Consider the following 22,122-nt stretch of genomic DNA (forward strand, 5'->3'; position numbering starts at 1 on the left):
ACGCTCTGGTTATGAATGAGCACGAATCCCCTACCTCACCTCCCACGAAACCGCAGTTGTACGAGGCGCTCGACGGCGTCCCGATCGCAGACGTGCGCAGGTTCCGCAGGCGCCTAAAAAACGCCAAATCCCCTGAGGCTTTGTCGGCGATTGGCGCGGACGTGGTCAAGGCGGAAGCTGCCGTCGCTAAGCGTGATGCCCGGATCCCCGAGATTGCGTACCCGGAGAACCTGCCGGTGTCCGCGCGGCGCGAGGACATCATGGAGCTGGTGCGCGACAACCAGGTCGTGGTGATCGCTGGCGAAACCGGCTCCGGTAAGACCACCCAGATTCCGAAGATGCTGCTGGAGCTGGGACGCGGCCGCCGCGGCCTGATCGGCCACACGCAGCCGCGCAGGCTGGCCGCGCGCACTGTGGCGGAGCGCATCGCCGACGAGCTGGGCCAAAACATCGGAGAATCCGTCGGCTACGCCATCCGCTTCGACGACCGCGTCTCCGAATCCACAGCGGTCAAGCTCATGACGGACGGCATCTTACTTGCGGAGATGCAGCGCGACAGGTTCTTAAACGCCTACGACACGATCATCATCGACGAGGCGCACGAGCGCTCGCTGAATATCGACTTTCTGCTCGGATACCTCAAGCGGCTGCTGCCGAAGCGCCCGGACCTGAAGGTGATTGTCACCTCCGCAACCATCGACCCGGAAGCGTTTGCGGAGCACTTCGCAGACGCCGAGGGCAACCCCGCGCCCATCATCGAGGTCTCCGGCCGCACTTACCCCGTGGAGATCCGCTACCGCCCGCTGGTGGAGCAGGTGCAGGGCAAAGACGGCTCCGTCAAGGAAGTCGACACCGACATGATCGACGGTGTGGTCGACGCTTGCAAGGAGCTCATGCGCGAGGGCGAAGGCGACATCTTGTGCTTCTTCGCCTCCGAGCGCGACATCCGCGACTGTATGGAGGCCATTGAAAAACAGCACTGGCGCGGCGTAGAGGTCGTGCCCCTGTTCGGCCGCCTGTCCAACGCGGAGCAGCACCGGGTCTTTGCCCCGCACTCCGGCCGGCGCATCGTGCTGTCCACCAACATCGCGGAAACCTCGCTGACCGTGCCGGGCATCCACTACGTGGTGGACACCGGCCTGGCGCGTATCTCGCGTTACTCCACGCGCACCAAGGTCCAGCGCCTGCCCATTGAGGAGATCTCCCAGGCCTCCGCAAACCAGCGCTCTGGCCGCTCCGGCCGTATCGCTGACGGCGTGGCCATCCGCCTGTACTCGGAGGACAACTTCGAAGCCCGTCCCGAGTTCACCGACCCGGAGATCCTGCGCACCAATCTGGCCTCCGTGGTGCTGCAGATGATCTCCCTGCGCTTGGGCGACATCAACGATTTCCCCTTCATCCAGCCGCCGGACCAAAAGGCCGTTCGCGACGGGTTGCTGCTCCTGCACGAGCTCGGCGCAATCTCGGACAAGGAACGCGGCGGCGCACCGGTGCTCACCGACGTGGGGCGCGACATCGCGCGTATCCCGGTGGACCCGAAGATGGCGCGCATGCTGGTGGAAGCCAACCGCCTCGGCGTGCTAGACGACGTCACCGTGATCGTGGCCAGCATGACCATCCAGGACGTGCGCGAGCGCCCCCTGGAGTACCAGGCGCAGGCGGACCAGGCCCACGCCCGGTTCAAAGACGCAACATCGGACTTCCTGTCCTCGCTCAAGCTGTGGGACTACATCGGCGACTCGCGCGACGAGCTGTCCGGCAACGCCTTCCGCAAGCGTATGAAGCGCGAGTTCTTGCACTACATGCGCATCCGCGAATGGTTCGACCTCGTGCGCCAGCTGCGCGACGTGGAACGCCAGCTGGGCTGGTCGCGCGCCGAGAATGTCGCAGGCGAGCGCGACGCCGACGCGATCCACAGGTCGCTGCTGACGGGCCTGCTGTCCAACATCGGTGCCCGCGACGGCAATTCGAAGGAATTCCAGGGCGCACGCGGGACAAGGTTCTTGGTGTTCCCGGGGTCGTCGCTAAGCAAAAAGCCCCCGGAGTTCCTCATGGCGGCCGAACTCGTGGAAACCTCGCGCCTGTGGGCCCGCGACGTGGCCAAGGTTCAGCCCGCCTGGGTGGAAGCTACTGCAGGCCAGCTGATGAAACACAGCTACTCCGAACCTGTGTGGTCTCGGAAGCGCTCGGCCGCAATGGTGCACCAGAAGTCGATGCTCTACGGCGTGACTATCGTGCGCGACCGGCTTGTGCCCTACCACCGCGTCGACGCCGAGGGCGCGCGCAACATGTTCATCCGCCACGCCCTTCTTGAGGGCGATTGGAACCGCCACCACCACTTCATCGACCACAACGAAGCCCTGCTCGCCGAGGCCGCTGAGGTGGAGGAAAAGGTGCGCCGCCGCGGCCTGGTGGTAGATGAGGACACCCTCTTCGAGTTCTACGACTCACGCCTGCCCAAGACCGTGACCACTGCCCGCCACTTCGATTCCTGGTGGAAGAAAAAGCGGGCTGAAGACAAGCACTACCTGGACTTCGACCCTGCCGCGCTTCTCGACGACGAAGGCGTGGATTCCTCCACCACCGCCTTCCCCGAGGTGTGGCGCCAGGGCTCTATCGATTACGCACTGCGCTACAAGTTTGAGCCGGGCGATCCTTTCGACGGTGTGACCGTGGACGTGCCCGTGCCGCTTCTAGCCAACCTGCGGCCGGAGGGCTTTGACTGGCTGGTGCCGGGGCTGCGCTCGGAGCTGGCCGCGGAGTACATCCGCACACTGCCAAAGGCGTTACGCAAGACGGTTGTGCCGGCTCCCGACTTCGCTGAGCGTGCACTGGAGGCGATCCGGGAGAAGCAGGATGATGACGGCGCCAGTGAGGCCGATCTGCGCGAAACCCCGTTTGCCGAGGCACTCGCGGACGCGCTGCACAGCATCGGCGGGCGCGGCATCAACGGCACCGACTTCAACCCGTCTGCGCTGCCCGAGCATCTGAAGGTGACCTTCGCCGCGATTGACCGCCGCGGCAAAGTGGTCGATCACGACACCGACCTCGGCGCGTTGAAGCGCCGCCAGGCCGGCAAGATCAAATCCTCCGTGTCCAAGGCCGGGCGCACCTCCGAGTCGGATGCGGTGGCGAAGTGGACGACCGATTCCCTCGGCGCGGTGCCGGAGACGGTGACCACAACTATCGACGGCAACGAAGTCGACGCCTACCCGGCACTCGAGGCCACGAAGAACGGTGTGAAGGTCACGGTGCACCCGACGAAGGCCGCGGCGGACGCCTCAATGGTCACAGCGACGCTGACGTTGCTGTTGCGCGAGGTCACGGTCAACGCAGGGCAGATGACCAAGGGGTTGCCGTTGCGCCAGAAGGTGGCGGTGGACCGCTACCCGCACGGCGGCGCCGCCGGGCTCGTGGAGGACGCCCGCGTCGCCGTGATCCGCGACCTGATGTTCTCCTCCGGCGGGCCGGTGCGCTCGCCGGAGGAGTTCGATGCGCTCGTGGCAGAAATCCGCCCCCAGGTCGCTGGTGGGGTGCGCCGCGTGGTGGTCACCTTGGCGCCGGCTCTGGCGGAGTACGCGAATATCGCGGCAGAGCTTGAGCAGTGGGAGGGCCCGGCTATCGACGACATGACGTCGCAGCTGCGGTTTTTCCTGCCGAAGCACGCGGTGACTGTCCACGGCATCGGGCACTTGCAGCACCTGCCCCGCTACATTGACGCGATGCGCATCCGCCTGGAGGACATGCGGCTGGATCCGGACCGCGACGCTGACCGGCAGTCAGTGATTGATTCTGTGAAGGCATATTTGGCGCAGCGCATGAATGCCTTGCCCGCTGGTCGCACGAAGACCAAGGCCTACAAGGATGTTTTGTGGCTGATTGAAGAGCTGCGTGTGAGCTTGTTCGCGCAGCGTTTGGGTACGCCGAAGCCGGTGAGCCAGCGGCGCATTGAGAAGAAGATTGACGCTCTGCGTTAGCGTCAAGACCGCGGGTTAAAAGTCCTCGCGGTCGCGGCGGCGCATGAGCCGGATTTCGGATTCGAAGTCGTCTGCGCTCTCGAACGACTTGTACACCGATGCGAAGCGCAGGTACGCCACTTCATCGAGGGCGCGCAGCGGTTCAAGCACCGCCAGGCCGATCTCGTGGGCGGGCACCTGCGAGCTGCCCTGGGCGCGCACAGTCTCTTCCACTTCCTGGGCAAGGCGTTTCAAAGCGTCGTCGGTGACATCGCGGCCTTGGCATGCTCGACGCACGCCGACGATAAGTTTGTCGCGGTCAAACGGTTCGCTCACGCCGTTGCGTTTCACAACGGTGAGGACTGCCTTTTCCACTGTGGTGAATCGACCCCCGCACTCGGTGCACTCTCTGCGTCGACGAATCGCAGAGCCGGCTTCGACCAGCCGAGAGTCAGTCACACGGGATTGCTCGTTGTGGCAAAAAGGACAAAACACGGTTTTCCACCCCCAGAGTCTTCAAGGCTTGGTGTAGCCGTGAGTCTACGCCCTGCCTATCGCGCCGTTGCCACCGTGGCGGTGTGGGCGACCTGGCTGCCGGTCATCGATGAGGGATCCTGGTCTTGCGCCGAGAAAACGCCGCCGAACGCGGAACCGATAAGCAGCGCCGCAGTCATGCATACGCCAAGCAGGAGCGTATCGCGCGTCTCGTGGCGCGTTTCGAACGTGTTCGCTTCTGTAGAACCGCCCGAAACCCGGTTTGAGACAGAACGAGCACTCGTTCGATGAGACGCAGAAATGGTTCGAACACCGGCCCCGCCGCTTCGACGCTTCGGCACAGAATCAAGGTCCCAAATCTCCGCCGGGGGAACCACGGATGCGGCGCCCGTGCGAGATGCGGATGCATTGTGTACTGGATTGATTGCAATGGACATGGTGAGTCTCCCTTCGTTTCGCGGCACACATTACGTTCGGCGCCGACACGCTCGAACGTTCTAACGTTCATTTGTTCGAATACGCTTACGTGTTCGATTTATAGCACCCCAGCCGACAGGTGTCCACCCTAACGCTGCAACCATCGAACATGAGTGCCCTATCTGGTAGGTTCGTAGGCGCACTACGCCACCGAGCCCAAGGAGAACGTCATGGCACGAAAGAAGGCCGAGCCCGGCAACCCGAATTTCAACGCACTGTCTGACCGTCAGCGCCGTATCCTCCAGGTCATTCAGGACGCTGTTGTCCTGCGCGGTTACCCGCCGAGCATCCGCGAGATCGGCGATGCCGCTGGTTTGCAGTCCACCTCCTCTGTCGCATACCAGCTCAAGGAGCTGGAGAAGAAGGGCTTCCTTCGTCGCGACCCGAACAAGCCGCGCGCCGTGGATCTGCGCCAGCTGCCAGAGACCGGGCGCAAACAGCGCAAGCCGCAGGAAGCGAAGCCGGAGGATTCGGGCAATGCCCGCTACGTGCCGGTGGTTGGCCAGATCGCTGCAGGTGCTCCGATCCTCGCCGAAGAGAACGTGGACACCTACTACCCGCTGCCCGAGGAGCTGCTCGGCGACGGCGATGTCTTCATGCTCAAGGTTGTCGGCGAATCCATGCGCGAGGCCGGCATCCTCGACGGCGACTGGGTTGTTGTCCGCTCCCAGCCGAACGCGGAGGAGGGCGAGTTCGTGGCGGCGCTTCTGGACGGTGAGGCGACGGTCAAGGAGTTCCACCGCGACTCCACCGGTGTGTGGCTGTTGCCCCACAACGACGCTTTCGAGCCGATCAAGGGCGACGAAGCTGAGATCATGGGGCGTGTCATCTCGGTGTTCCGTACTCTGTAACCGGTGCGTGTGCGCCGAGAAAACACGAAGACCCAAAGCGCAGGAGATCGATGTACGCCGAGGAGCGGAGACGCCAGATCGCGTCTTTGACCGCAGTTGAAGGCCGCGTCAATGTCACCGAGTTGGCGCAGCGCTTCGACGTCACCGCGGAAACAATCCGCCGGGACCTTTCTGCGTTGCACGATGAGGGCGCGGTGCAGCGCGTCCACGGTGGCGCGGTGGCCAGCCAGTCGTACCGCTCTACGGAGATCCCGCTGGATACCCGCCAGCGAGCCTCGCTCGCGGCCAAGACCGCGATTGCGGAAACCGCGTTGCAGTTCGTACCGGATACGCAAAACTGCACGATCTTTTTGGACTCGGGCACAACAATCAGCAGCTTGGGCAAGCGACTTGCAGAGACTCGCGGGGATAAGGAGTACTCGGTGGTGACTAACTCCATCCCGACTGCCTTGGAGCTGAGTGATTCCGGTTTACCCGATGTGCAGCTACTCGGTGGCAGTGTCCGTCCGATCAGCCAGGCGGTCGTCGGCAGTACTGCACTTCGCACACTGGCCCTGTTGCGAGCTGACGTTGCGTTTGTGGGCACCAACGCGCTGTCCATCGGTCACGGCCTCTCTACCCCAGACGCCCAGGAAGCTGCGGTGAAAGCTGCGATGGTGACGAATGCCCGCAAGGTTGTTGTGTTGTGCGATTCCACGAAGCTGGGCAACGACTATGTGGTCAGCTTCGCGCCGCTGACGGATATTGATGTGGTGGTCACCGACGCTGAGGCTCCCTCCGCCTTCGTCGACGAGCTGCGCTCGCACGGTATTGAGGTCGTGCTCGCACAGACCCAATAGCGCGAGCAACATGTTGGCATCAACGTCTGTTTGCGACCTACACTCGTTGCAGACCTGAATGAAAAATAACGGAAAGGACACCCGAATGGCTTCCAAGACTGTAAAGGTCGGTTCCACCGTCGGGCTGCACGCACGCCCGGCCACGGTGATCGCCGATGCTGCCGGCGAGTACGATGACGAGATTTTGCTGACCCTTGTCGGTGGCGACGATGACGACGAGACGGACGCTGCCTCCTCGCTGATGATTATGGCCATGGGCGCCGAGCACGGCGATGAGGTCACCGTGACCTCCGACAACCCAGATGCCGTGGAAAAGATCGGGACGCTGATCGAGCAGAACCTCGACGAAGAGTAAGCGCTCCTCGCTTTACCGCGAGCTCACGCCCGGGCCACGCGCCCGGGCGTTTTTACGTGCAATCAGTGCCGGACGCTACAACGTCGACGGCTGAGACACCTCGAAATCCTTTCGGTACTGCCCCTCCCCCAACGTGTCGTACGCCCAGCGCATGAGCGGGTAAACCACAATGATGCCGACCGAGCCCAGCGCGATGCCTTCCAGGGTCACAGCTCCGACATCCAGGGTGAGGTTGCCGATGCCCACAATCAGCGCGACCGCGGCCGCGGTCAGGTTCGCCGGGTCGGTGAAGTCCACCTTGTTGTCCTGCCAGATGCGCACGCCCAGCATGCCGATGAGCCCGTAGAGCACTAGGCACGCGCCGCCGAGCACTCCTGCGGGGATGGTGAAGATTACGGCGCCAAACTTCGGGATGAACGCCAGCACGATCGCGAACACGGCGGCGACCCAGTACGCGGCGGTGGAATACACCTTCGTCGCCGCCATCACACCGATGTTTTCTGCGTAGGTGGTTGTGCCGGATCCGCCGAAGTCGCCGGCGAGTGTGGTGGCAATACCGTCGCCGATCAGCGCTCGCCCCTGCATGTCGTCGAGATTGCGCCCGGTCATCTCCGAGACTGCCTTGACGTGGCCGACGTTCTCCGCGATGAGCACCACCAGCACCGGCAGGGTCACCAGCACCGCGGAAACATGGAACTCGGGCTGGTGAAACTGCGGCAGGCCGATCCACGGCGCGTCGGCAATGGTCTGCAGCGCGTCCTCGCCCAGGCCACCTGTCATGGCAGCAAACAGCCAACCGACGAGCACGCCAATGAGGATGGACAGGCGCGAAAGCAGCCCACGGGTGGCCACTGTCACCACCACGACCGTCAGCAGTGTCACCCCTGCCACCCAGGGCTGGGTTTCCACGTTCGACACTGCAGTCGGAGCGAGGTTGAAGCCGATCAGGGCGACGATGGCTCCGGTGACCGCGGGCGGCATCACCGCGTCGATGACCCGCTTGCCCGCCCATTCCACGATGATGCCGACGAGGATGAGCGTCACACCGGTGAGCAGCACCCCACCCAGCTGCGCACCGACACCGTACTGCTGCGAAGCCGTCAACGGCGCGATAAACGCAAAGGATGAGCCCAGGTAGCTAGGCACTTTGTTGCGGGTAATCAGCAAAAAGATGATGGTTCCCAGGCCGGAGAACAGCAACGTGGTGTTCACCGGGAATCCCGTCAGGGTGGGCACCAGCAGTGTCGCGCCGAACATGGCCACGACGTGCTGCATGCCAATGCCGATTGTGCGCGGCCAGCTCAGCCGCTCGTCCGGGGCGACAACTGCCCCGGGACGCACAGTGCGCCCGTCTCCGTGAAGGGTCCAGCCGAAAGTGTTAGTCACGAAACGCCATTATCACCCCGCCTGCTGAAAATTCCTTTTCCGGGGGTGACAGACGGGCAAAGTACACAGCTCTCAGAGTGGCCTTGCTATTTTTGATCACCATGGAAATCATTGTGCGCCCAACCGCCGAAGACGCAGGCGTGTCCGCAGCCGACATCATCGAACCGTTCGTTCGCGATGGCGCGACGCTCGGCCTGGCCACGGGCTCGACCCCGAACCCCACGTACATGGAGCTGGCCCGCCGCCACCGCGAGGAGAACTTGAGCTTCGCGCAGTGCGACGCGTTCCTCCTGGACGAGTACGTCGGGCTGGAACGCTCCGACGAGCAGTCCTACTACGCCACCATCCGCCGCGAGTTCACCAACCACATCGACATCGACGATGCGAAGGTGCAGTCCCTCGACGGCCTGGCGGCAGACCCCGCGGCAGAAGCCCGCAGCTACGAGGAACGCATCACCGCCGCCGGCGGCGTGGACGTGCAGATCCTCGGCGTCGGCGCCAACGGCCACATCGCGTTCAACGAGCCGCCCAGCGCCCTGGATTCGCGCACGCGCGAGATCGACCTTCACCCCACCACCGTGGCGGATAACGCCCGCTTCTTCGACAACGAGGACCAGGTGCCGCGCAAGGCCATGACCCAGGGCGTGGGCACCATCATGGAGGCGCACACCATTGTGCTCATCGCCACCGGCCCGAATAAGGCCGACGCAGTCAAGGCCCTCGTTGAGGGGCCGGTGACACCGGGTTGCCCGGCATCGGTGCTGCAAAACCACCCGCGAACCACGGTGATCCTCGACGAGGACGCGGCGGCGAAGCTCGAGCGCTAGCTCACCACGAACTCCGCGTACTGCTCTGCGAGTACGCGGGGCAGGCGGACGTCGATACGCGTGCCCGCCTCCTCGTATTCCTCCGAGCGCACCGTGCCCTCGTCGTGGACGCGGCTGACCACGTCGCCGCGGGTGTACGGCACCACCATGGTCACGTGCGCCTCGATGGAGTTGAGGTGCTGCTCAATGCGGGCCTCCAGCTCCTCGATGCCCTCGCCGGTCAGCGCGGAAACGAACACTGCCGTGCGCCCGGTCTTCTCAAACGCGTGGCGCAGCTCGGCTAGCACCAGCGGGTCGGCCTCGTCGATCTTGTTCACCACCACGATCTCCGGGGGTATCTCCTCACCGGAATCGCGGGTGACCTCCGCGAGCACCTCGTTGACGGCCTCGATCTGCTTCAGCGGGAACGCGTCGGAGCCGTCCACGACGTGCAGCACCAGATCGGCCCCCGCGACCTCCTCAAGCGTCGACTTGAATGCCTCGACCAGCTGGGTGGGCAGGTGACGGACGAACCCGACGGTGTCGGTGAGCACCACGTTGCGCCCGTCCGCAAGCTTCGCCTTGCGGGTGGACGGGTCCAGGGTGGCAAACAGGGCGTCCTCCACCAGCACGCCGGCGCCCGTCATGGCGTTGATCAGCGAGGACTTGCCCGCGTTGGTGTAGCCGGCGATGGCAATCTTCGGGATGGTGGAGCGCTGGCGCTTCGCGCGCTTGACCTCTCGCGCGGTGGTCATGTCTCGCAGCTGGTGGCGCAGCTTAGCCATCTCCGTGCGCAGGCGGCGACGGTCTGCCTCAATACGCGTCTCACCGGGACCGCGCAGGCCGACGCCGCCGTTGGAGCCGGCGCGGCCGCCGGCCTGGCGCGACAGGTTGCCGCCCCAGCCGCGGGTGCGGCTGTAGAGGTATTCCATCTGCGCCAGGCTCACCTGGGCTTTACCCTCTTTGCTCTTGGCGTGCTGGGCGAAGATGTCGAGGATGAGCATGGTGCGGTCGATCACTTTGATCTTCAGCGCTTCCTCAAGCGCGATCATCTGCGACGGTGAAAGCTCGCCGTCGAAAATCACCGTGTCCGCACCGGTGGCCTGCACGATTTCGCGCAGTTCCGCCACTTTGCCCGAGCCGATATAGGTGCCCGGGTCCGGCTTATCGCGCTTCTGGTACAGCATGTCCAGTACCTCGGCACCGGCGGTTTTCGCCAGCGCCGCCAGCTCCCACATGCTCGCCTCAATCTCGGCCACGGTGCCTTCGGTCCAGGCGCCGACAAGGAGGACCTGCTCGATGCGGAGCTTTCGGTACTCCACCTCGTAGATGTCGACGTGGTCTTCGGAGCGCAGCTCCGTCGCGCCGGCGACTGAGCGGAAGGAGTTGCGGTCCGCCAGGTCGAGGGCACCGACCGTGGGTTCGGCGCCGGGCTGTGGCTCGTTGTGGCGAAACGCCTGTCGCAGCAGCTCCTCGTGGGTGCGCTGCTCTGGCGTCAGTTCGTCTTCAAGCAAAAAGCGATCTTTCCTGTGTGTTGAATCTGTCACTGTCATATCTACCCGATAGAACGCAGTATGGCCCAGGATTCTTCCCGACTAGGACGATTGACTAGAATCTACGGCCATGAGCACAGCAGTGAGCACCGATCTTTCCGCACTCGGCTTGAGCTTTAACAAGTGGCAGGATGCGGTCGAAGCCGCGATTGCCACCGACCGCCTCGCAGTCGTCGGCGAGGTCCGCGGCGGCCAGCTGATTCAGTACACCGACCCGTCCGGCGCCCAGCTGAACATCCTGGCTGTGGAGCCGTTTGCCACGTTCGCGGGCTTCGAGTCGATCACCCGCACCTACGCGCACATTACGCCGCTTAACGACGTTGTCGCGCTGGCCGATGTTGTCGATCCCCGCGGCAACGCCATGGCATCGCTGACGGTGAACCTCGCGCAGGAGCCGCTGCTTGTGGACGATCCCGCGCTCGAGTGGCAGGAACTCTCCGTCACGGCGCTGGGCTTGGCGGTTGACCGCTACGAATCCACCGAGGCTTACCTTGCGCTGCACCCGGGCGCTGTGGTGGGCACCGTGGCATCCCCCGGCGCCGAGGCCGTAGCGACCGGCAGCGCCACCACCCCGGATGCGAGCGCTGAGTTTTCGGCCCGCGTGCTCGAGGCGGAGTACCGCACCTCCGCGCTGACCGGCCAGCGCTTCATCCACGTCTCCGTGGATGCCGCCTTCCCGTTCGACGTGTGCCTGCCGGACGGCGAGCTGCCCGCCCGCGATTCCGTGATCGCCGGCACCGCCGTGATGGCGGGCTCCATCCCGACGCCTTCCGGTGGCGGCTGTGGGGGCTGCGGCGGATCCTGCGGGTGCGGCGGCCACTAGACGTTACAAAGGCTTCCCGATGAACTCACCGAACAGGGATCTCTCCCGAGCGTTTATCGGCGCACTTGTGCTCGCTGCCGTTGTGCTGCTGGTGTTCACGCTCAAACTGCCGGGTCTTTTGCTGTCGGCACTGCTGATCATCGGGGCGATCTTGCTCGTGCGGCGCGTGCAGATTGACCCGGAGGTCCTGGCCATCCGGTCGTCGCTGCAGTACGCGCGCGACGACATCGCTGAGGTGCTCGACGCCTACGAGCAGCTGCAGCACGGCGCGAGCGCATCCGACATCGCGAACCGCACCTTGCACTACCCCGCCTTGGCGAACCCGGATAATTCGGTGCCACAAGTCAACGAGTTTTTACTCCGCGCGTCTTCCGCCCGGCGCTTCTTAGAGCGCATCGACGGCTACCTGGAGTCCGCATCCACCGACAAGGCGCAGCTGGAGCGCATCCTCACCGTCGCCGACGAGCGCGCCTTCGAGCTGCAGGAGGCCTGGGACGACGCACGCCGGGCCGCGAAAGAGATCGGCCCGGCGTAAGTCTTCAGTTTTTCTCGGATATTCCGAGGGCAGCTGTTGCTAGAACGGCAGCGTGATGCCCAGCTGCGGTGCGAAGGCAACCACACCGCCAGCAATCAGGCCGAGTGCAACCAGCACACCAGCGATAATGCCAATGATCTTGCCGGTGTCCTCGCTGGAGCCGTTGTTCTTGGCGTTGTCGGTGGCCTTGTCGCCGGCCTTGTCACCTGGCTTGGTCTGATCAGTCTTGGTCGTCTTCGCGGTCGGGAACTTCACGTCGCGCTTGCCGCCATCTGCACAAGCGGTCTGTGCGCCAGTCATCGCAGCGCCGTACTCCTCCTGCAACGCTGGCAGCGTCTTACCCGTTCGTGTCTTGGCGAAACCATTGCGGAAGTCCGCGATCTTCGATTGCGGAATCCCGAGGTCATCTGCCATGGAGCCAGCAAGATCTCCAGTTTGGTAGCTATCCCGCGAGGCGTACACCTCAGTGATCGAAAAGAACTCGAGCTCCTCTTCGAGACCAGCCGCGGCCGCAGCTTCCGGGAACTCAGAGAGCGATCGAACTTCGATATAGCTGAGGTAGGCGTCGGCAGTTTGCTCATCCTTAAAGCGATCAGCTTCCCTCGACTGAATCTCATAAAAAGCTAGCTGCCTATCCCAAGACGGTTCCTCATCCTTTACAATGGCCTCAGCGAATTCACGCACGACCGGTTCCCGAAAAAGCGCGTCCGCTGGAGATTTAAACTGCGGGTATACGGCTTCTACCGCAGTGGCAGCATCGCGTGCGATTTGCTCAATTTTCAAGTCGCCGATCGCCTGGTCGAAGTAGCGCTGCTCCGCATCGGTGAGACGGACAGAACAGAAACCGAGATCATCCTTCGCTCCGATTTGCGCGGCGTCAGCGACCGGAACGGTGGCGAGGGAAACAGACAGGCCAAGGGCTACAGCCGAGGCGAGAACTTTGCGTTGCATGGGAGACTCCTGTCCGAATGCTGGGAAAAACAACGGCAGTTGAACCATATGCCGACGTGTGACAAAAAGTTCTGGAACCGCGATAAATATTCATCGCGACGCATTATTCCGCGCAATCCCCCGCGAACTTACAGCTCGTCCGCCAGCTCCCCGCGGAACACGATCGTCGACGGGCCGGTCATGGTGGCCTCGCCGTCGTCGAGCACGACCTCGATGGCCCCGCCCGGCACGTTCACGATCACGGAACCGTTCTCAATGCCCGCGTCCGCAAGTGCTGCCTGCGCGGCAGCGACGGTACCGGTGCCGCAGGAGCGAGTCTCGCCCACGCCGCGCTCCCACACGCGCATGTGCACGCTGCCCTGATCAAGCTCGGTGAGTACTTCCACGTTGACACCCTTGGGAAAGAACTCCGGGTCGAACTCAGGGGACACAAACTCCAAGTCCGCAAGGTTCGAGGGAGTCAGCCCCGGGATCACGCACGCCAGGTGCGGGTTGCCCACGTCCACGCCGATGCCCGCGAATTGCTGCTCGCCCATCGCCGCGGTGGACACACCGGTGACCTCAACGCGGCCCATGCCCACGCAGACAATCGCGTCGGCGCAATCGGCAGAGATCACCCGGATGTGCTTGACACCGGCGCGGGTGTCAACGTCGAACTCGGAGACGTCTTCAAGCCCCTCGGCCACCAGCACGTGCGCGAACGCTCTGATGCCGTTGCCGCACATTTCCGCGATGGTGCCGTCGGCGTTGCGGTAATCCATAAACCACATGCCTTCGGCTCCCCCGCGGCGCACCACGCGCAACAACCCGTCGCCGCCGACGCCGGCGCGGCGGTCACAGAGGAACGCAACCTGCTCCGGGGTTACGTCGAGCTGGTCGTCAACGTCGATGAGGACAACGAAGTCGTTTTCGGTGGCGTGCGCTTTAAGAAATTTCACGCCAGCGAGTCTAACGCGGCACCCACAACGTCATCGCCGGCCGCGTCCAGCCACACCGTGCGCGGGTCGCGGTTGAACCAGGAGCGCTGGCGGCGCACGTACCGGCGCGTGCCGGTGATCGTCTGCTCTACTGCCTCGGCTTCGGTGAGCTCGCCGTCCAGCAGCGCCAGCACCTGGGCGTAGCCGATGGCGCGCCCGGCGGTGGAGTCGCGCACGAGGCCGGCGTCCACCAGGCCGCGTGTCTCGTCGATAAGCCCCTGCTCAAACATGAGCTTGGTGCGCAGCTCGATGCGCGGGTTGAGCCACTCGGCGTTGGTGCGCAGCCCCAGGATGCGCGTGCCCCAGCGCGGTGCCGCGTTCTTCGGCGGCTGCGATGCCTGAAACGGTTTGCCGGTCAGCTCGATCACCTCAAGCGCGCGCACCGTGCGTCGCGGGTCTTTGTCCTCGATGATGCGCGCGGCGGCCGGGTCCACTTCGGCCAGCTCCGCGTGCAGCGCGTCCACCCCGATGTCGCTGAGACGGGCTTCATACTTCGCGCGCACGGTGGGGTCGGTGGGTGGGAACGACCAGGCGTCGATAAGCGATTGCACGTACAGCATCGATCCGCCCACCAGCACGGGCACCTTGCCGCGCGCCATGATCTTCTCCACCGTCGCCACCGCAAGCTCCTGGTACTCGGCCACCGAGGCGGTGCGGGTGACCTCCCAGATGTCCAGCAGGTGGTGCGGGATGCCCTCGCGCTCTGCCACGGGCAGCTTTGCGGTGCCGATGTCCATGCCCTTATACAGCTGCATGGAGTCCACGTTGACCACTTCGCCGCCGAACTCGTGCGCCAGCGCGATGCCGAGCGCGGACTTGCCGCTGGCGGTCGGTCCCACTACTGCAATCGGTTTCATACGCTCCACTCCGCTACGTAGCGTCCCACGCCCAAGGTGTCGTCGTGGTCGATCAGCCGGGCCTCTCGCGGCCGGAGGGCTGCAAGTTCATGCCACAACGCAGGTTCGGGCAATTGCTTATCGACGACCTCCGGTTGCCCACCGTCTAGCCACCTACACAGCCGCTGGTGGTACTCCGGCGCGCCGTCCACGAGCGCGAGCGGGGCGCGCGGGGTCAACCCCGCCGGGCCGTCGAGCACCACCACGGTCACCGCGTCCGGGTCGTGGGTGCCGATTACGCCGCGGACCTCGCGCACCTCCGGATCCCCCAACGCGAAACGCGCGACCAGCTCACCCAAGTGATTGCCCGCGCGCACGGTGATTTCGGGCCCGCCCCAGGCAGCAAAGGACCCGGTGTGGGCGGTGCGCCAGCGATCGTCGAGCGAGCAGACGATGTCGATCGCCCTGCCGTCGGCGGTGCCTGCGAGTGCGCGGACGGCCTTGACAAGGCGTTGTGAAGCGTCGTCGCTAGGCGAAAGCGCGAGTGCCGGCGATCCCGGCACGATCCAGAGGTTGGGTCTCACGCGCACAACCCTACCCAGCGCCCCGTTTGCTCCCCGCAGGGCGTGAAGTGCCGGTAATATCGCACGCATTGCGCAAGGCAGCCGCGACGCGCGGCACAGTGCGGCCACACCACAGGCCGCGGAAAGGATGTCCACCATGACCGATTCGAACTCCACTCCGACCCCGGGCACCAAGGCGCCCTCGCCGGCCGCGATGGCGAAGAAGCCAGGGCCGCGCCCGAGAGCAGCGGCAAAGACCGTCACCCCGGCTCCCCTGCCGGCACGCGAGCCGTCGGATCCGTCCAAGTTCGGTCGCGTGGACGAAGACGGCAACGTTTTTCTCACCCGCGGCGGTCAGGAGCGCCAGATCGGCTCCTGGCAGGCGGGCACGCCCGAGGAGGGTCTGGCGCACTACGGCCAGCGCTACGACGACTTGGTCACCGAGGTGGAGCTCATCGAGACCCGACTGCGCGCCCACCCGGAAGACGCGGATTCGCTGCGCAAGTCCGCGGAAGCGCTCAAGGCTTCACTTACGGACGCTGCGGTAATCGGCGACATCGACGCTGTGGAGGCCCGCCTAGACAAGGCAATCGACGCCTCTGACACCGCGCGCGAGAAGGCGAAAGAGCAGAAGGCGCAGCGGCGCGAGCAGGCGATCGCCCGCAAGGAAGCACTCGCCGCTGAAGCCGAGGACTTAGCCGAAAACTCCACCGAGTGGAAGGCCGCGGGCGACCGCATCCGCGAGATTTTGGAGGAGTGGCGCGGCATCCGCGGCATCGACCGCGCAACGGACGACGAGCTGTGGAAGCGCTACTCGCGCGCTCGCGACAGCTTCAACCGTCGCCGCGGCTCCCACTTCGCCGAGCTGGACCGCAACCGCGCCCAAGCCAGGAAAATCAAGGAAGAGCTGGTCGAGCGCGCCGAGGCGCTGAAGGACTCCACCGACTGGGGCCACACCGCCCGCGCATACCGCGATCTGATGACGGAGTGGAAGGCCGCCGGCCGCGCCCCGCGCGAGGTGGACGACAAGCTGTGGGAGCGCTTCCGCGCCGCCCAGGACCACTTCTTCGAGGCCCGCAACGCCATCAACGCCGAACGCGACCGCGAGTTCGAGGCCAACGCCGAAGCGAAGGACGCGCTGATTGCGGAGTACGACTCGCTCATCGACCCCGCGAAGGGCCTCGGCGCGGCGAAGGCGAAGCTACGCGAGCTGCAGGACAAGTGGGACGAAATCGGCTTTGTTCCGCGCGGGCGTGTGCGCGAGTTCGAGGACAAGATCGGCAGCATCGAAAAGCGCGTCTCTGAGGCCGAGGATTCCCGCTGGCGCAAGACCGACCCGGCGCAGCAGGACAAGGTCAACCAGTTCCAGGTCAAAGCCGACGACTTTACCAAGCAGGCCGAGGCCGCCGAGGCCAAGGGCGATGCCACCAAGGCCGCCTCCCTGCGCGAGCAGGCGAAGCAGTGGCAGGAGTTCGCCGACGTCGCCGCCAAGGCCGTCAACGAGGGCTAGTAAGTTAGCGCGAGTGCTCCACCCCCACCTTTTCGTCCCCCGACCAGACCACGGCGACAATGCCGAGGCCGTGGTCGGGGGCTACGCCTTTTCCGCCACCCTGGCCATCCAGGACATCACCGGCCTTGCCACCTCCGGCGTGTCCGCCGCCCACATCGCCAAACGCCTCGAGCCCTCCGCCGAGTCCGAGGCGCTGCTGTTCGGCCTGACTACCTCGCAGCATCTGCGGCCGGTCACCAACCTGGGCTACCCAGAACTATTCGCCGAGGACCTTGACTTCCTCGACGCCTGGTTGTTCGTCTCCCTGCCCCTACTGGAGGACCGCGGGGTGATCGAAGCAAACTTCACGTTCGACTCCGAGCTCGCTCCCCTTCCGGGTGAGCCAGTCCCCGACGCACCGTGGGAAAGCGCACTAAAGCTTCTCGACGACCTGTCGGCCCGCCTTTCCCGCCCCACCCGCCAACTATGGGTGACCCACGCCCTCGACGTGGAGGAGCCGCCGCACGTGCGGGGCTACGGCTACACGCCGGCGTTCCGCGAAGATCAGGGCACGTTTTCCATCTCCGCGATACAGGGCCTGCCTCACGCCGTAGACGCCGAGTTCGCGGTCATCGAAGGACCGGGGTTCTTCTCGCGCCGCAAGGCGGGCGCGGACGAGGTGCAGCAGTTCTCCCACCTGCTCACCGCGGCGTCGCGCGACTACCCGCGCGGCGAGCTGGTCATGGACACCATCGAATGGGACCTCGAGCGCATCCGCGACGCCGGCGCGCGGTTGCAGGACCGCGGCGGCGCGCAGCTGACGGGCCTCGCCTACGTCGACGGCGTGATCGTCGGATTGTGCGAGGTGGTGCGCTTTCTCGCCGACGACACGAAAGTATGCGAGCTGGGCCTGGTCTACGTACTGCCCGAGCACCGCGGCCGCGGCATCGGCTCGGCGCTGCTGCGCGCGTCGCTGACCCGCGCCAAAGAGATCTGGGAGGACCTAGAGACCGTCTACTGCTCCTACCCCGCCGACTCGCCCGCGGCGAACGCCATCATGCGCGGGCTTGACGCTGAGGTGGTTTCTACCACCACCGCGTGGCAGGAAAGTTAGGCAGTGCGCTCACCTGGTAAACGCCGATATCGGCGTTTACAGGGTGACCCGCCCCGGCTTGATATCCGTTAGTCCGACGTCTTGCGGTGACGCTCTGCTGCGCGGGCACGGCGGTCGTCGATAAGCAAAGGGTTTTCCTGCTCCCTCACCGCCGCACGCTGCGCGAGCGCCACCTCGTCCTTGCCCTGCGCCTCGGCGCGCTTCCCCGCGACGGCCGCCTGCTCCTCGTTGCGCGACAGGATCAGCGGGAACACCGTGAACACCACGATCACCACTGCAAGGACCACCAGGTAGTAGCCGGGGCCACGGCTGATGCCGGAGGCGTTGGAGTTGCGCAGCCAGATGCCCAGCACCGAGTAGACCAGGGAGACGGTGGTGACCATCCATGCAGGAACCGCGAGCGCGAAGCGTTGCGTGACCACGGCAAGAGTGGTCAGGATGCCCACGCCGACAAGCGAGATCCACGCGAAGACGTACTCCGTGATCGCGGTCTGGGCATCCTTCGCCGCGTCAGTTGCGGCGAGCACCTGCCACAGCGACGCCCCTCCCACGAACGGAAGCAACAGCGCCACCAGATAGATGGCTACTGCGGCGGCGAGCACCCAGCGCTTCGCCCCCATGTCCACGGTGGATGCGGCGTTCTTCTCCGCGCGGGCAAGGGATTCGGTGTTGGGCTGCGTCATGTCGCCCAACTGTAGCCCTAGCTCCCGCAGCAGGCGGAATCTGCCGGTGCGGCGGCGGGCTGGCCGATCGTCGGCAAGCCGAGGCCCACACCGATGGGCGCGGTGGTAGGCACTTCTCCCCTCGCGGAGTTGTCGCCGGCCTTGGTGCGGCGGTGCTCGTGGATGCCGGAATCCGCGATCAGGTAGTGCGGCTTCGCCTCGGTGATGGTAACGGTGACAATATCGCCCGGGCGGACCTCGCCGTCGATGTTGCCCTCGAGCGCGAAGTGCACCAGGCGCCCGTCGCGAGCGCGGCCGGACATGCGCTGCGTGCGGTCGTTCTTGCGGCCGTCCTCCTGCACCAAAAGCTCCTGGCGCGTACCAACGAGCTTCGCGTTCTCCTCCGTACTGATGCGCTCCTGCAGCGCGTGGAGGCGCTCGAAGCGTTCCTGCACCACAGCCTTGGGGATCTGATCTTCCATCTCCGCCGCCGGGGTGCCGGGGCGCGGCGAGTACTGGAAGGTAAACGCGGAGGTGAAGCGGGCCTTTTCAACCACATCGAGAGTGGCCTGAAAGTCTTCTTCGGTTTCGCCCGGGAAGCCGACGATGATGTCGGTGGTGATCGCCGCGTGCGGCAGCTTCTTGCGCACCTCGTCCAAAATGGCCAGGAACTTCTTGGAGCGGTAGGACCGGCGCATGTCTTTGAGCACCTTGTCGGAGCCGGACTGCAGCGGCATGTGCAGCTGCGGGCACACGTTCGGGGTCTCCGCCATCGCGTCGATGACGTCGGACGTGAACTCCGCCGGGTGCGGGGAGGTGAAACGCACACGTTCCAAACCTTCGATGTCGCCGCAGGCGCGCAGCAGTTTGGAGAATGCGGAGCGGTCGCGCTCCATGTCGTCGTCGACGAAGTTCACGCCGTAGGAGTTGACGTTCTGCCCCAGCAGCGTCACCTCGGACACCCCCTGGTCCACCAATGCCTTGACCTCGGCGAGGATCTCGCCCGGACGGCGGTCCACCTCCTTGCCGCGCAGGCTGGGCACGATGCAGAAGGTGCACGTGTTGTTGCAGCCCACAGAGATAGACACCCAGCCGGCGTACGCGGACTCGCGCTTCGCGGGGAGCACGGACGGGAAGACCTCGAGGGCCTCCACGATCTCCACCTGGGCTTCATCCTCCACACGCGCCCGGTCGAGCAATGCCGGCAGCGCGGAGATGTTGTGGGTGCCAAAAACAGCGTCGACCCACGGCGCCTTTTCAATGACGGTGTCGCGGTCCTTTTGCGCCAGGCACCCGCCGACCGCGATCTGCATACCGGGGTGCTCGGCCTTGACATTCTTCAGCTGTCCGAGCGAGCCGTAGAGGCGCTTATCGGCGTTCTCGCGCACCGCGCAGGTGTTAAAGACCACCAGGTCGGGCTGCTCGCCTGCACCGGCCGCGACGTAGCCCGCGTCTTCGAGCATGCCGGAAAGACGCTCGGAGTCGTGCACGTTCATCTGGCAACCGAACGTACGCACCTCGTAGGTGCGCGGATTGTTGTTTTGGGTGGTGCTCGCCGTAGTCACGGCGAGACAGTCTAACCAGATGGGCTACAACCGCGAAATGACGTCTGCCAGCCCGTCGATCTGCTCGAACGTGTGGGTGGCCATCACCGTCACCCGCAGCATCGCTGCACCCCGTGGGACGGTTGGCCAGCGGATCGCGGGCACGAAGTACCCGGCTTCGCGGAGTGTGGCGGACGCGTTGACTGCTTTGGTCTCGTCGCCGATTGGCACCGGGATAATCGGGCTGGCCCAGTCGCCCATCCCGAGGTGGCCCGCCAACCGACGGATGTTGCGGTGCAGCGCAGGCACCGGACTGTCCTGCCCCTCGAGCACGCCGATAGCCGCAGAAACCGCCGCGCACGTGGCTGGCGTGGACGAAGTGGAATAGACGAAGGTGCGGGCTTTCTGCCGCAGCAACGCCGCGACCGGGGCGGAGGTAGCCACTGCCCCGCCCTCGACTCCGAGTGCCTTGGATGAGGTGGCGACGAGGATGTCCGGATGGTCGTCGATAAGCGAAAAGTGCTCCGTGATGCCGCGGCCTCGAGCTCCTAGTGTGCCGGTGCCGTGCGCGTCGTCAACCATGAGCGCGGCGCCGCGGGCGCGACAGATGGTGAGCAGTTCCGGCACGGGCGCGAGGGTGCCGTCCATGGAAAACAGCCCGTCGGTAACCACAATGGCTTCTCCGGAGTGTTGGCGGAGCAGCTCGTCGACGTGCACGGGATCGCGGTGGCGGTACACGCGCACCGTGGCACCTTGCGCCTTGGCCAGGCGGCAACCGTCGATGATGCTGGCGTGGTTGCGCTCGTCCGACAAGATCAACGTGTCCGGGCCGGCGAGCGCCTGCAGCACACCGGTATTGGCCATGAACCCGGCGGAGAAAAACACGGCGTCGTCGTAGCCGAGGAAACGCGCGAAGTCGCACTCAACCTGGGTGTGCAGTTTCGTGGTGCCTGTGGTCAGGCGCGATCCGCCGGTGCCCGCGCCGAACTGGTTGAGTGCGTCGCAGGCCACTTCAGTCACGGCGGGGTGTTCGGCAAGCCCCAGGTAGTTCGAGGAGCTGAACAGGACGTACTCGCGCCTATCGATGGTGGCTACCGGGGTCTGGCCGGTGTCAAAGAGTGCGGGGGTGCGCTCAAGACCTTGGCTGCGCCAGTCCTCGCTGTGTTGCCTGGCGGCATTGTCGAGCCAGCTCATTCGGCCTCCCCAACCAGCACCGGGGTGTGCTCGAGGTAAGTGATCAGGTCTGCGGGCTCGTCGGTGTCCACGACGAACAGGCGGCCGCCGACCGGCGATCCGTCAGGCTTTATGTTGAGCACCCGCAGGTAGCCCAACTTTTTCGAGGCGACGTAGCCGGTGGTGTAGTCCGGATCGTCTGAGATGCACACCTCGGCCAGCACCGCCGGGTGGTGTGCCACCTTGGAAGCGAGCACGCGCGCATCGGTGACGCGCGTTTTGCCGGAGTGCGCCTCGGGACGCTCCGCTGTGGCGGTGGCGGCATCCATGGAGGTCACCCGCACGCCACGGGCATGATCCGGTTCGAGGCGCGCACCGGTTGGCGCGTGGAACAAAATGGCGCCCCGCATGTCGCGAACGGTGGTGAGCATGTTCCACGCTTCGGCGGCGTGCGGGGTCAGCGGGGCCAGGGCGTTGATGACGATGTCGCGGGCTTCGGCCGTGTCAGCGCAGCGCGCTTCTGCGATTGGCAACGCCGGGATGCGCTCGACCTCGCGGTCGATCGCGGTGACAGTCACGGTGATTGCATCCGGCTGTCCTTTGCCGTGGGTCATCGCGCGATTGCTCATGGCGGCGCACACGTCCGGAACCTCATACTTCTCCACGATGCGCTCGGCGCCGGAGATGTGGGTGCCGTCCGCGCTGGATCGCATCTTCACGCTGAACAATGCCATGCG

At 65.0% G+C, this 22,122-nt stretch carries 21 protein-coding genes; 9 read left to right on the forward strand and 12 right to left on the reverse strand.

Features of this window, described 5'->3' with window-relative positions; all coding sequences use genetic code 11:
* The first annotated feature begins 11 nt into the window (after window positions 1-11).
* Window positions 12-3,977: an ATP-dependent RNA helicase HrpA gene (gene hrpA, locus CIHUM_RS06620; RefSeq protein ID WP_034998767.1), complete on the forward strand. Its 3,966-nt coding sequence runs from the start codon at window positions 12-14 to the stop codon at window positions 3,975-3,977.
* A 15-nt stretch (window positions 3,978-3,992) separates the two neighbouring features.
* On the opposite strand, the gene nrdR is transcribed toward hrpA, so the two are convergent.
* Both nrdR and CIHUM_RS06630 read right to left on the reverse strand, forming a co-directional pair.
* Window positions 3,993-4,451, reverse strand: coding sequence for a transcriptional regulator NrdR (nrdR, locus tag CIHUM_RS06625; RefSeq protein ID WP_034998765.1), 459 nt, complete (start codon window positions 4,449-4,451; stop codon window positions 3,993-3,995).
* 56 nt (window positions 4,452-4,507) lie between these two features.
* Window positions 4,508-4,630: a hypothetical protein gene (locus CIHUM_RS06630; protein WP_262360367.1), complete on the reverse strand. Its 123-nt coding sequence runs from the start codon at window positions 4,628-4,630 to the stop codon at window positions 4,508-4,510.
* Between the two features lie 468 nt (window positions 4,631-5,098).
* Between CIHUM_RS06630 and lexA the strand changes: the two genes are divergently transcribed.
* The 3 genes from lexA (at window position 5,099) to CIHUM_RS06645 (ending at window position 6,973) form a co-directional block, all read left to right on the forward strand.
* Window positions 5,099-5,779 carry a transcriptional repressor LexA gene (gene lexA, locus CIHUM_RS06635; RefSeq protein WP_034998763.1) on the forward strand — a complete coding sequence of 227 codons (681 nt, stop codon included), beginning with the start codon at window positions 5,099-5,101 and terminating at the stop codon, window positions 5,777-5,779.
* Window positions 5,780-5,829: 50 nt separating this feature from the next.
* Entirely contained in the window at window positions 5,830-6,618 is a 789-nt protein-coding gene (locus CIHUM_RS06640; RefSeq protein ID WP_034998761.1) for a DeoR/GlpR family DNA-binding transcription regulator, read from the forward strand.
* Between the two features lie 85 nt (window positions 6,619-6,703).
* A complete protein-coding gene (locus CIHUM_RS06645; RefSeq protein ID WP_034998759.1) occupies window positions 6,704-6,973 on the forward strand; it encodes an HPr family phosphocarrier protein in 270 nt (89 codons plus the stop codon).
* A 75-nt stretch (window positions 6,974-7,048) separates the two neighbouring features.
* Here CIHUM_RS06645 and CIHUM_RS06650 read toward each other — a convergent pair whose 3' ends face one another.
* Window positions 7,049-8,359 (reverse strand): uracil-xanthine permease family protein, encoded by a 1,311-nt coding sequence (locus CIHUM_RS06650; RefSeq protein ID WP_034998757.1) that lies wholly within the window; start codon window positions 8,357-8,359, stop codon window positions 7,049-7,051.
* Between the two features lie 101 nt (window positions 8,360-8,460).
* On the opposite strand from CIHUM_RS06650, the gene nagB reads away from it, so the two are divergent.
* Entirely contained in the window at window positions 8,461-9,186 is a 726-nt protein-coding gene (gene nagB / locus CIHUM_RS06655; RefSeq protein WP_034999287.1) for a glucosamine-6-phosphate deaminase, read from the forward strand.
* Here nagB and hflX read toward each other — a convergent pair.
* Window positions 9,183-10,718 carry a GTPase HflX gene (gene hflX / locus CIHUM_RS06660; protein ID WP_081634416.1) on the reverse strand — a complete coding sequence of 512 codons (1,536 nt, stop codon included), beginning with the start codon at window positions 10,716-10,718 and terminating at the stop codon, window positions 9,183-9,185. The two genes, nagB and hflX, sit on opposite strands and share 4 nt — an antisense overlap.
* 70 nt (window positions 10,719-10,788) lie before the next feature.
* Here hflX and CIHUM_RS06665 point away from each other — a divergent pair, with 70 nt between their 5' ends.
* On the forward strand, window positions 10,789-11,541 hold the full coding sequence (locus CIHUM_RS06665) for a hypothetical protein (RefSeq protein ID WP_034998755.1): 753 nt from the start codon (window positions 10,789-10,791) through the stop codon (window positions 11,539-11,541).
* Between the two features lie 19 nt (window positions 11,542-11,560).
* Entirely contained in the window at window positions 11,561-12,076 is a 516-nt protein-coding gene (locus CIHUM_RS06670; protein WP_034998753.1) for a hypothetical protein, read from the forward strand.
* A 39-nt stretch (window positions 12,077-12,115) separates the two neighbouring features.
* Here the strand turns inward: CIHUM_RS06670 and CIHUM_RS06675 are convergent, their stop codons facing one another.
* The 4 genes from CIHUM_RS06675 to CIHUM_RS06690 form a co-directional block, all read right to left on the reverse strand.
* Window positions 12,116-13,027, reverse strand: a complete 912-nt coding sequence (locus tag CIHUM_RS06675) for a hypothetical protein (RefSeq protein ID WP_034998751.1) — start codon at window positions 13,025-13,027, stop codon at window positions 12,116-12,118.
* A 128-nt stretch (window positions 13,028-13,155) separates the two neighbouring features.
* The gene (gene dapF / locus CIHUM_RS06680; RefSeq protein WP_034998750.1) at window positions 13,156-13,965 is read right to left on the reverse strand and encodes a diaminopimelate epimerase; all 810 of its coding nucleotides are present in this window, start codon (window positions 13,963-13,965) and stop codon (window positions 13,156-13,158) included.
* Entirely contained in the window at window positions 13,962-14,861 is a 900-nt protein-coding gene (gene miaA, locus CIHUM_RS06685; RefSeq protein ID WP_051106371.1) for a tRNA (adenosine(37)-N6)-dimethylallyltransferase MiaA, read from the reverse strand. Before miaA ends, dapF begins: the two co-directional genes overlap by 4 nt.
* The gene (locus CIHUM_RS06690) at window positions 14,858-15,424 is read right to left on the reverse strand and encodes a hypothetical protein (RefSeq protein WP_034999283.1); all 567 of its coding nucleotides are present in this window, start codon (window positions 15,422-15,424) and stop codon (window positions 14,858-14,860) included. Before CIHUM_RS06690 ends, miaA begins: the two co-directional genes overlap by 4 nt.
* A 127-nt stretch (window positions 15,425-15,551) precedes the next feature.
* On the opposite strand from CIHUM_RS06690, the gene CIHUM_RS06695 reads away from it, so the two are divergent.
* Together CIHUM_RS06695 and CIHUM_RS06700 are read left to right on the forward strand one after the other, a co-directional pair.
* Window positions 15,552-16,913: a DUF349 domain-containing protein gene (locus tag CIHUM_RS06695; protein ID WP_081634415.1), complete on the forward strand. Its 1,362-nt coding sequence runs from the start codon at window positions 15,552-15,554 to the stop codon at window positions 16,911-16,913.
* A gap of 13 nt (window positions 16,914-16,926) precedes the next feature.
* Complete coding sequence (locus tag CIHUM_RS06700; protein WP_034998745.1) at window positions 16,927-18,006, forward strand: GNAT family N-acetyltransferase; 1,080 nt, start codon at window positions 16,927-16,929, stop codon at window positions 18,004-18,006.
* 68 nt (window positions 18,007-18,074) lie between these two features.
* Here CIHUM_RS06700 and CIHUM_RS06705 read toward each other — a convergent pair whose 3' ends face one another.
* From CIHUM_RS06705 to CIHUM_RS06720, 4 genes are read right to left on the reverse strand one after another with little or no spacing between them, the layout of a single operon-like run.
* Window positions 18,075-18,689 carry an Rv2732c family membrane protein gene (locus tag CIHUM_RS06705; RefSeq protein ID WP_034998743.1) on the reverse strand — a complete coding sequence of 205 codons (615 nt, stop codon included), beginning with the start codon at window positions 18,687-18,689 and terminating at the stop codon, window positions 18,075-18,077.
* Window positions 18,690-18,706: 17 nt separating this feature from the next.
* Window positions 18,707-20,233, reverse strand: a complete 1,527-nt coding sequence (miaB, locus tag CIHUM_RS06710; protein WP_074431996.1) for a tRNA (N6-isopentenyl adenosine(37)-C2)-methylthiotransferase MiaB — start codon at window positions 20,231-20,233, stop codon at window positions 18,707-18,709.
* 24 nt (window positions 20,234-20,257) lie between these two features.
* On the reverse strand, window positions 20,258-21,406 hold the full coding sequence (locus tag CIHUM_RS06715) for an aminotransferase class I/II-fold pyridoxal phosphate-dependent enzyme (protein WP_034998740.1): 1,149 nt from the start codon (window positions 21,404-21,406) through the stop codon (window positions 20,258-20,260).
* Window positions 21,403-22,119, reverse strand: coding sequence for a 6-carboxyhexanoate--CoA ligase (locus CIHUM_RS06720; RefSeq protein ID WP_034998739.1), 717 nt, complete (start codon window positions 22,117-22,119; stop codon window positions 21,403-21,405). Before CIHUM_RS06720 ends, CIHUM_RS06715 begins: the two co-directional genes overlap by 4 nt.
* Window positions 22,120-22,122 lie beyond the last annotated feature (3 nt).

Source organism: Corynebacterium ihumii (assembly GCF_028609825.1).
In the GTDB taxonomy this organism is placed as follows: domain Bacteria; phylum Actinomycetota; class Actinomycetes; order Mycobacteriales; family Mycobacteriaceae; genus Corynebacterium; species Corynebacterium afermentans.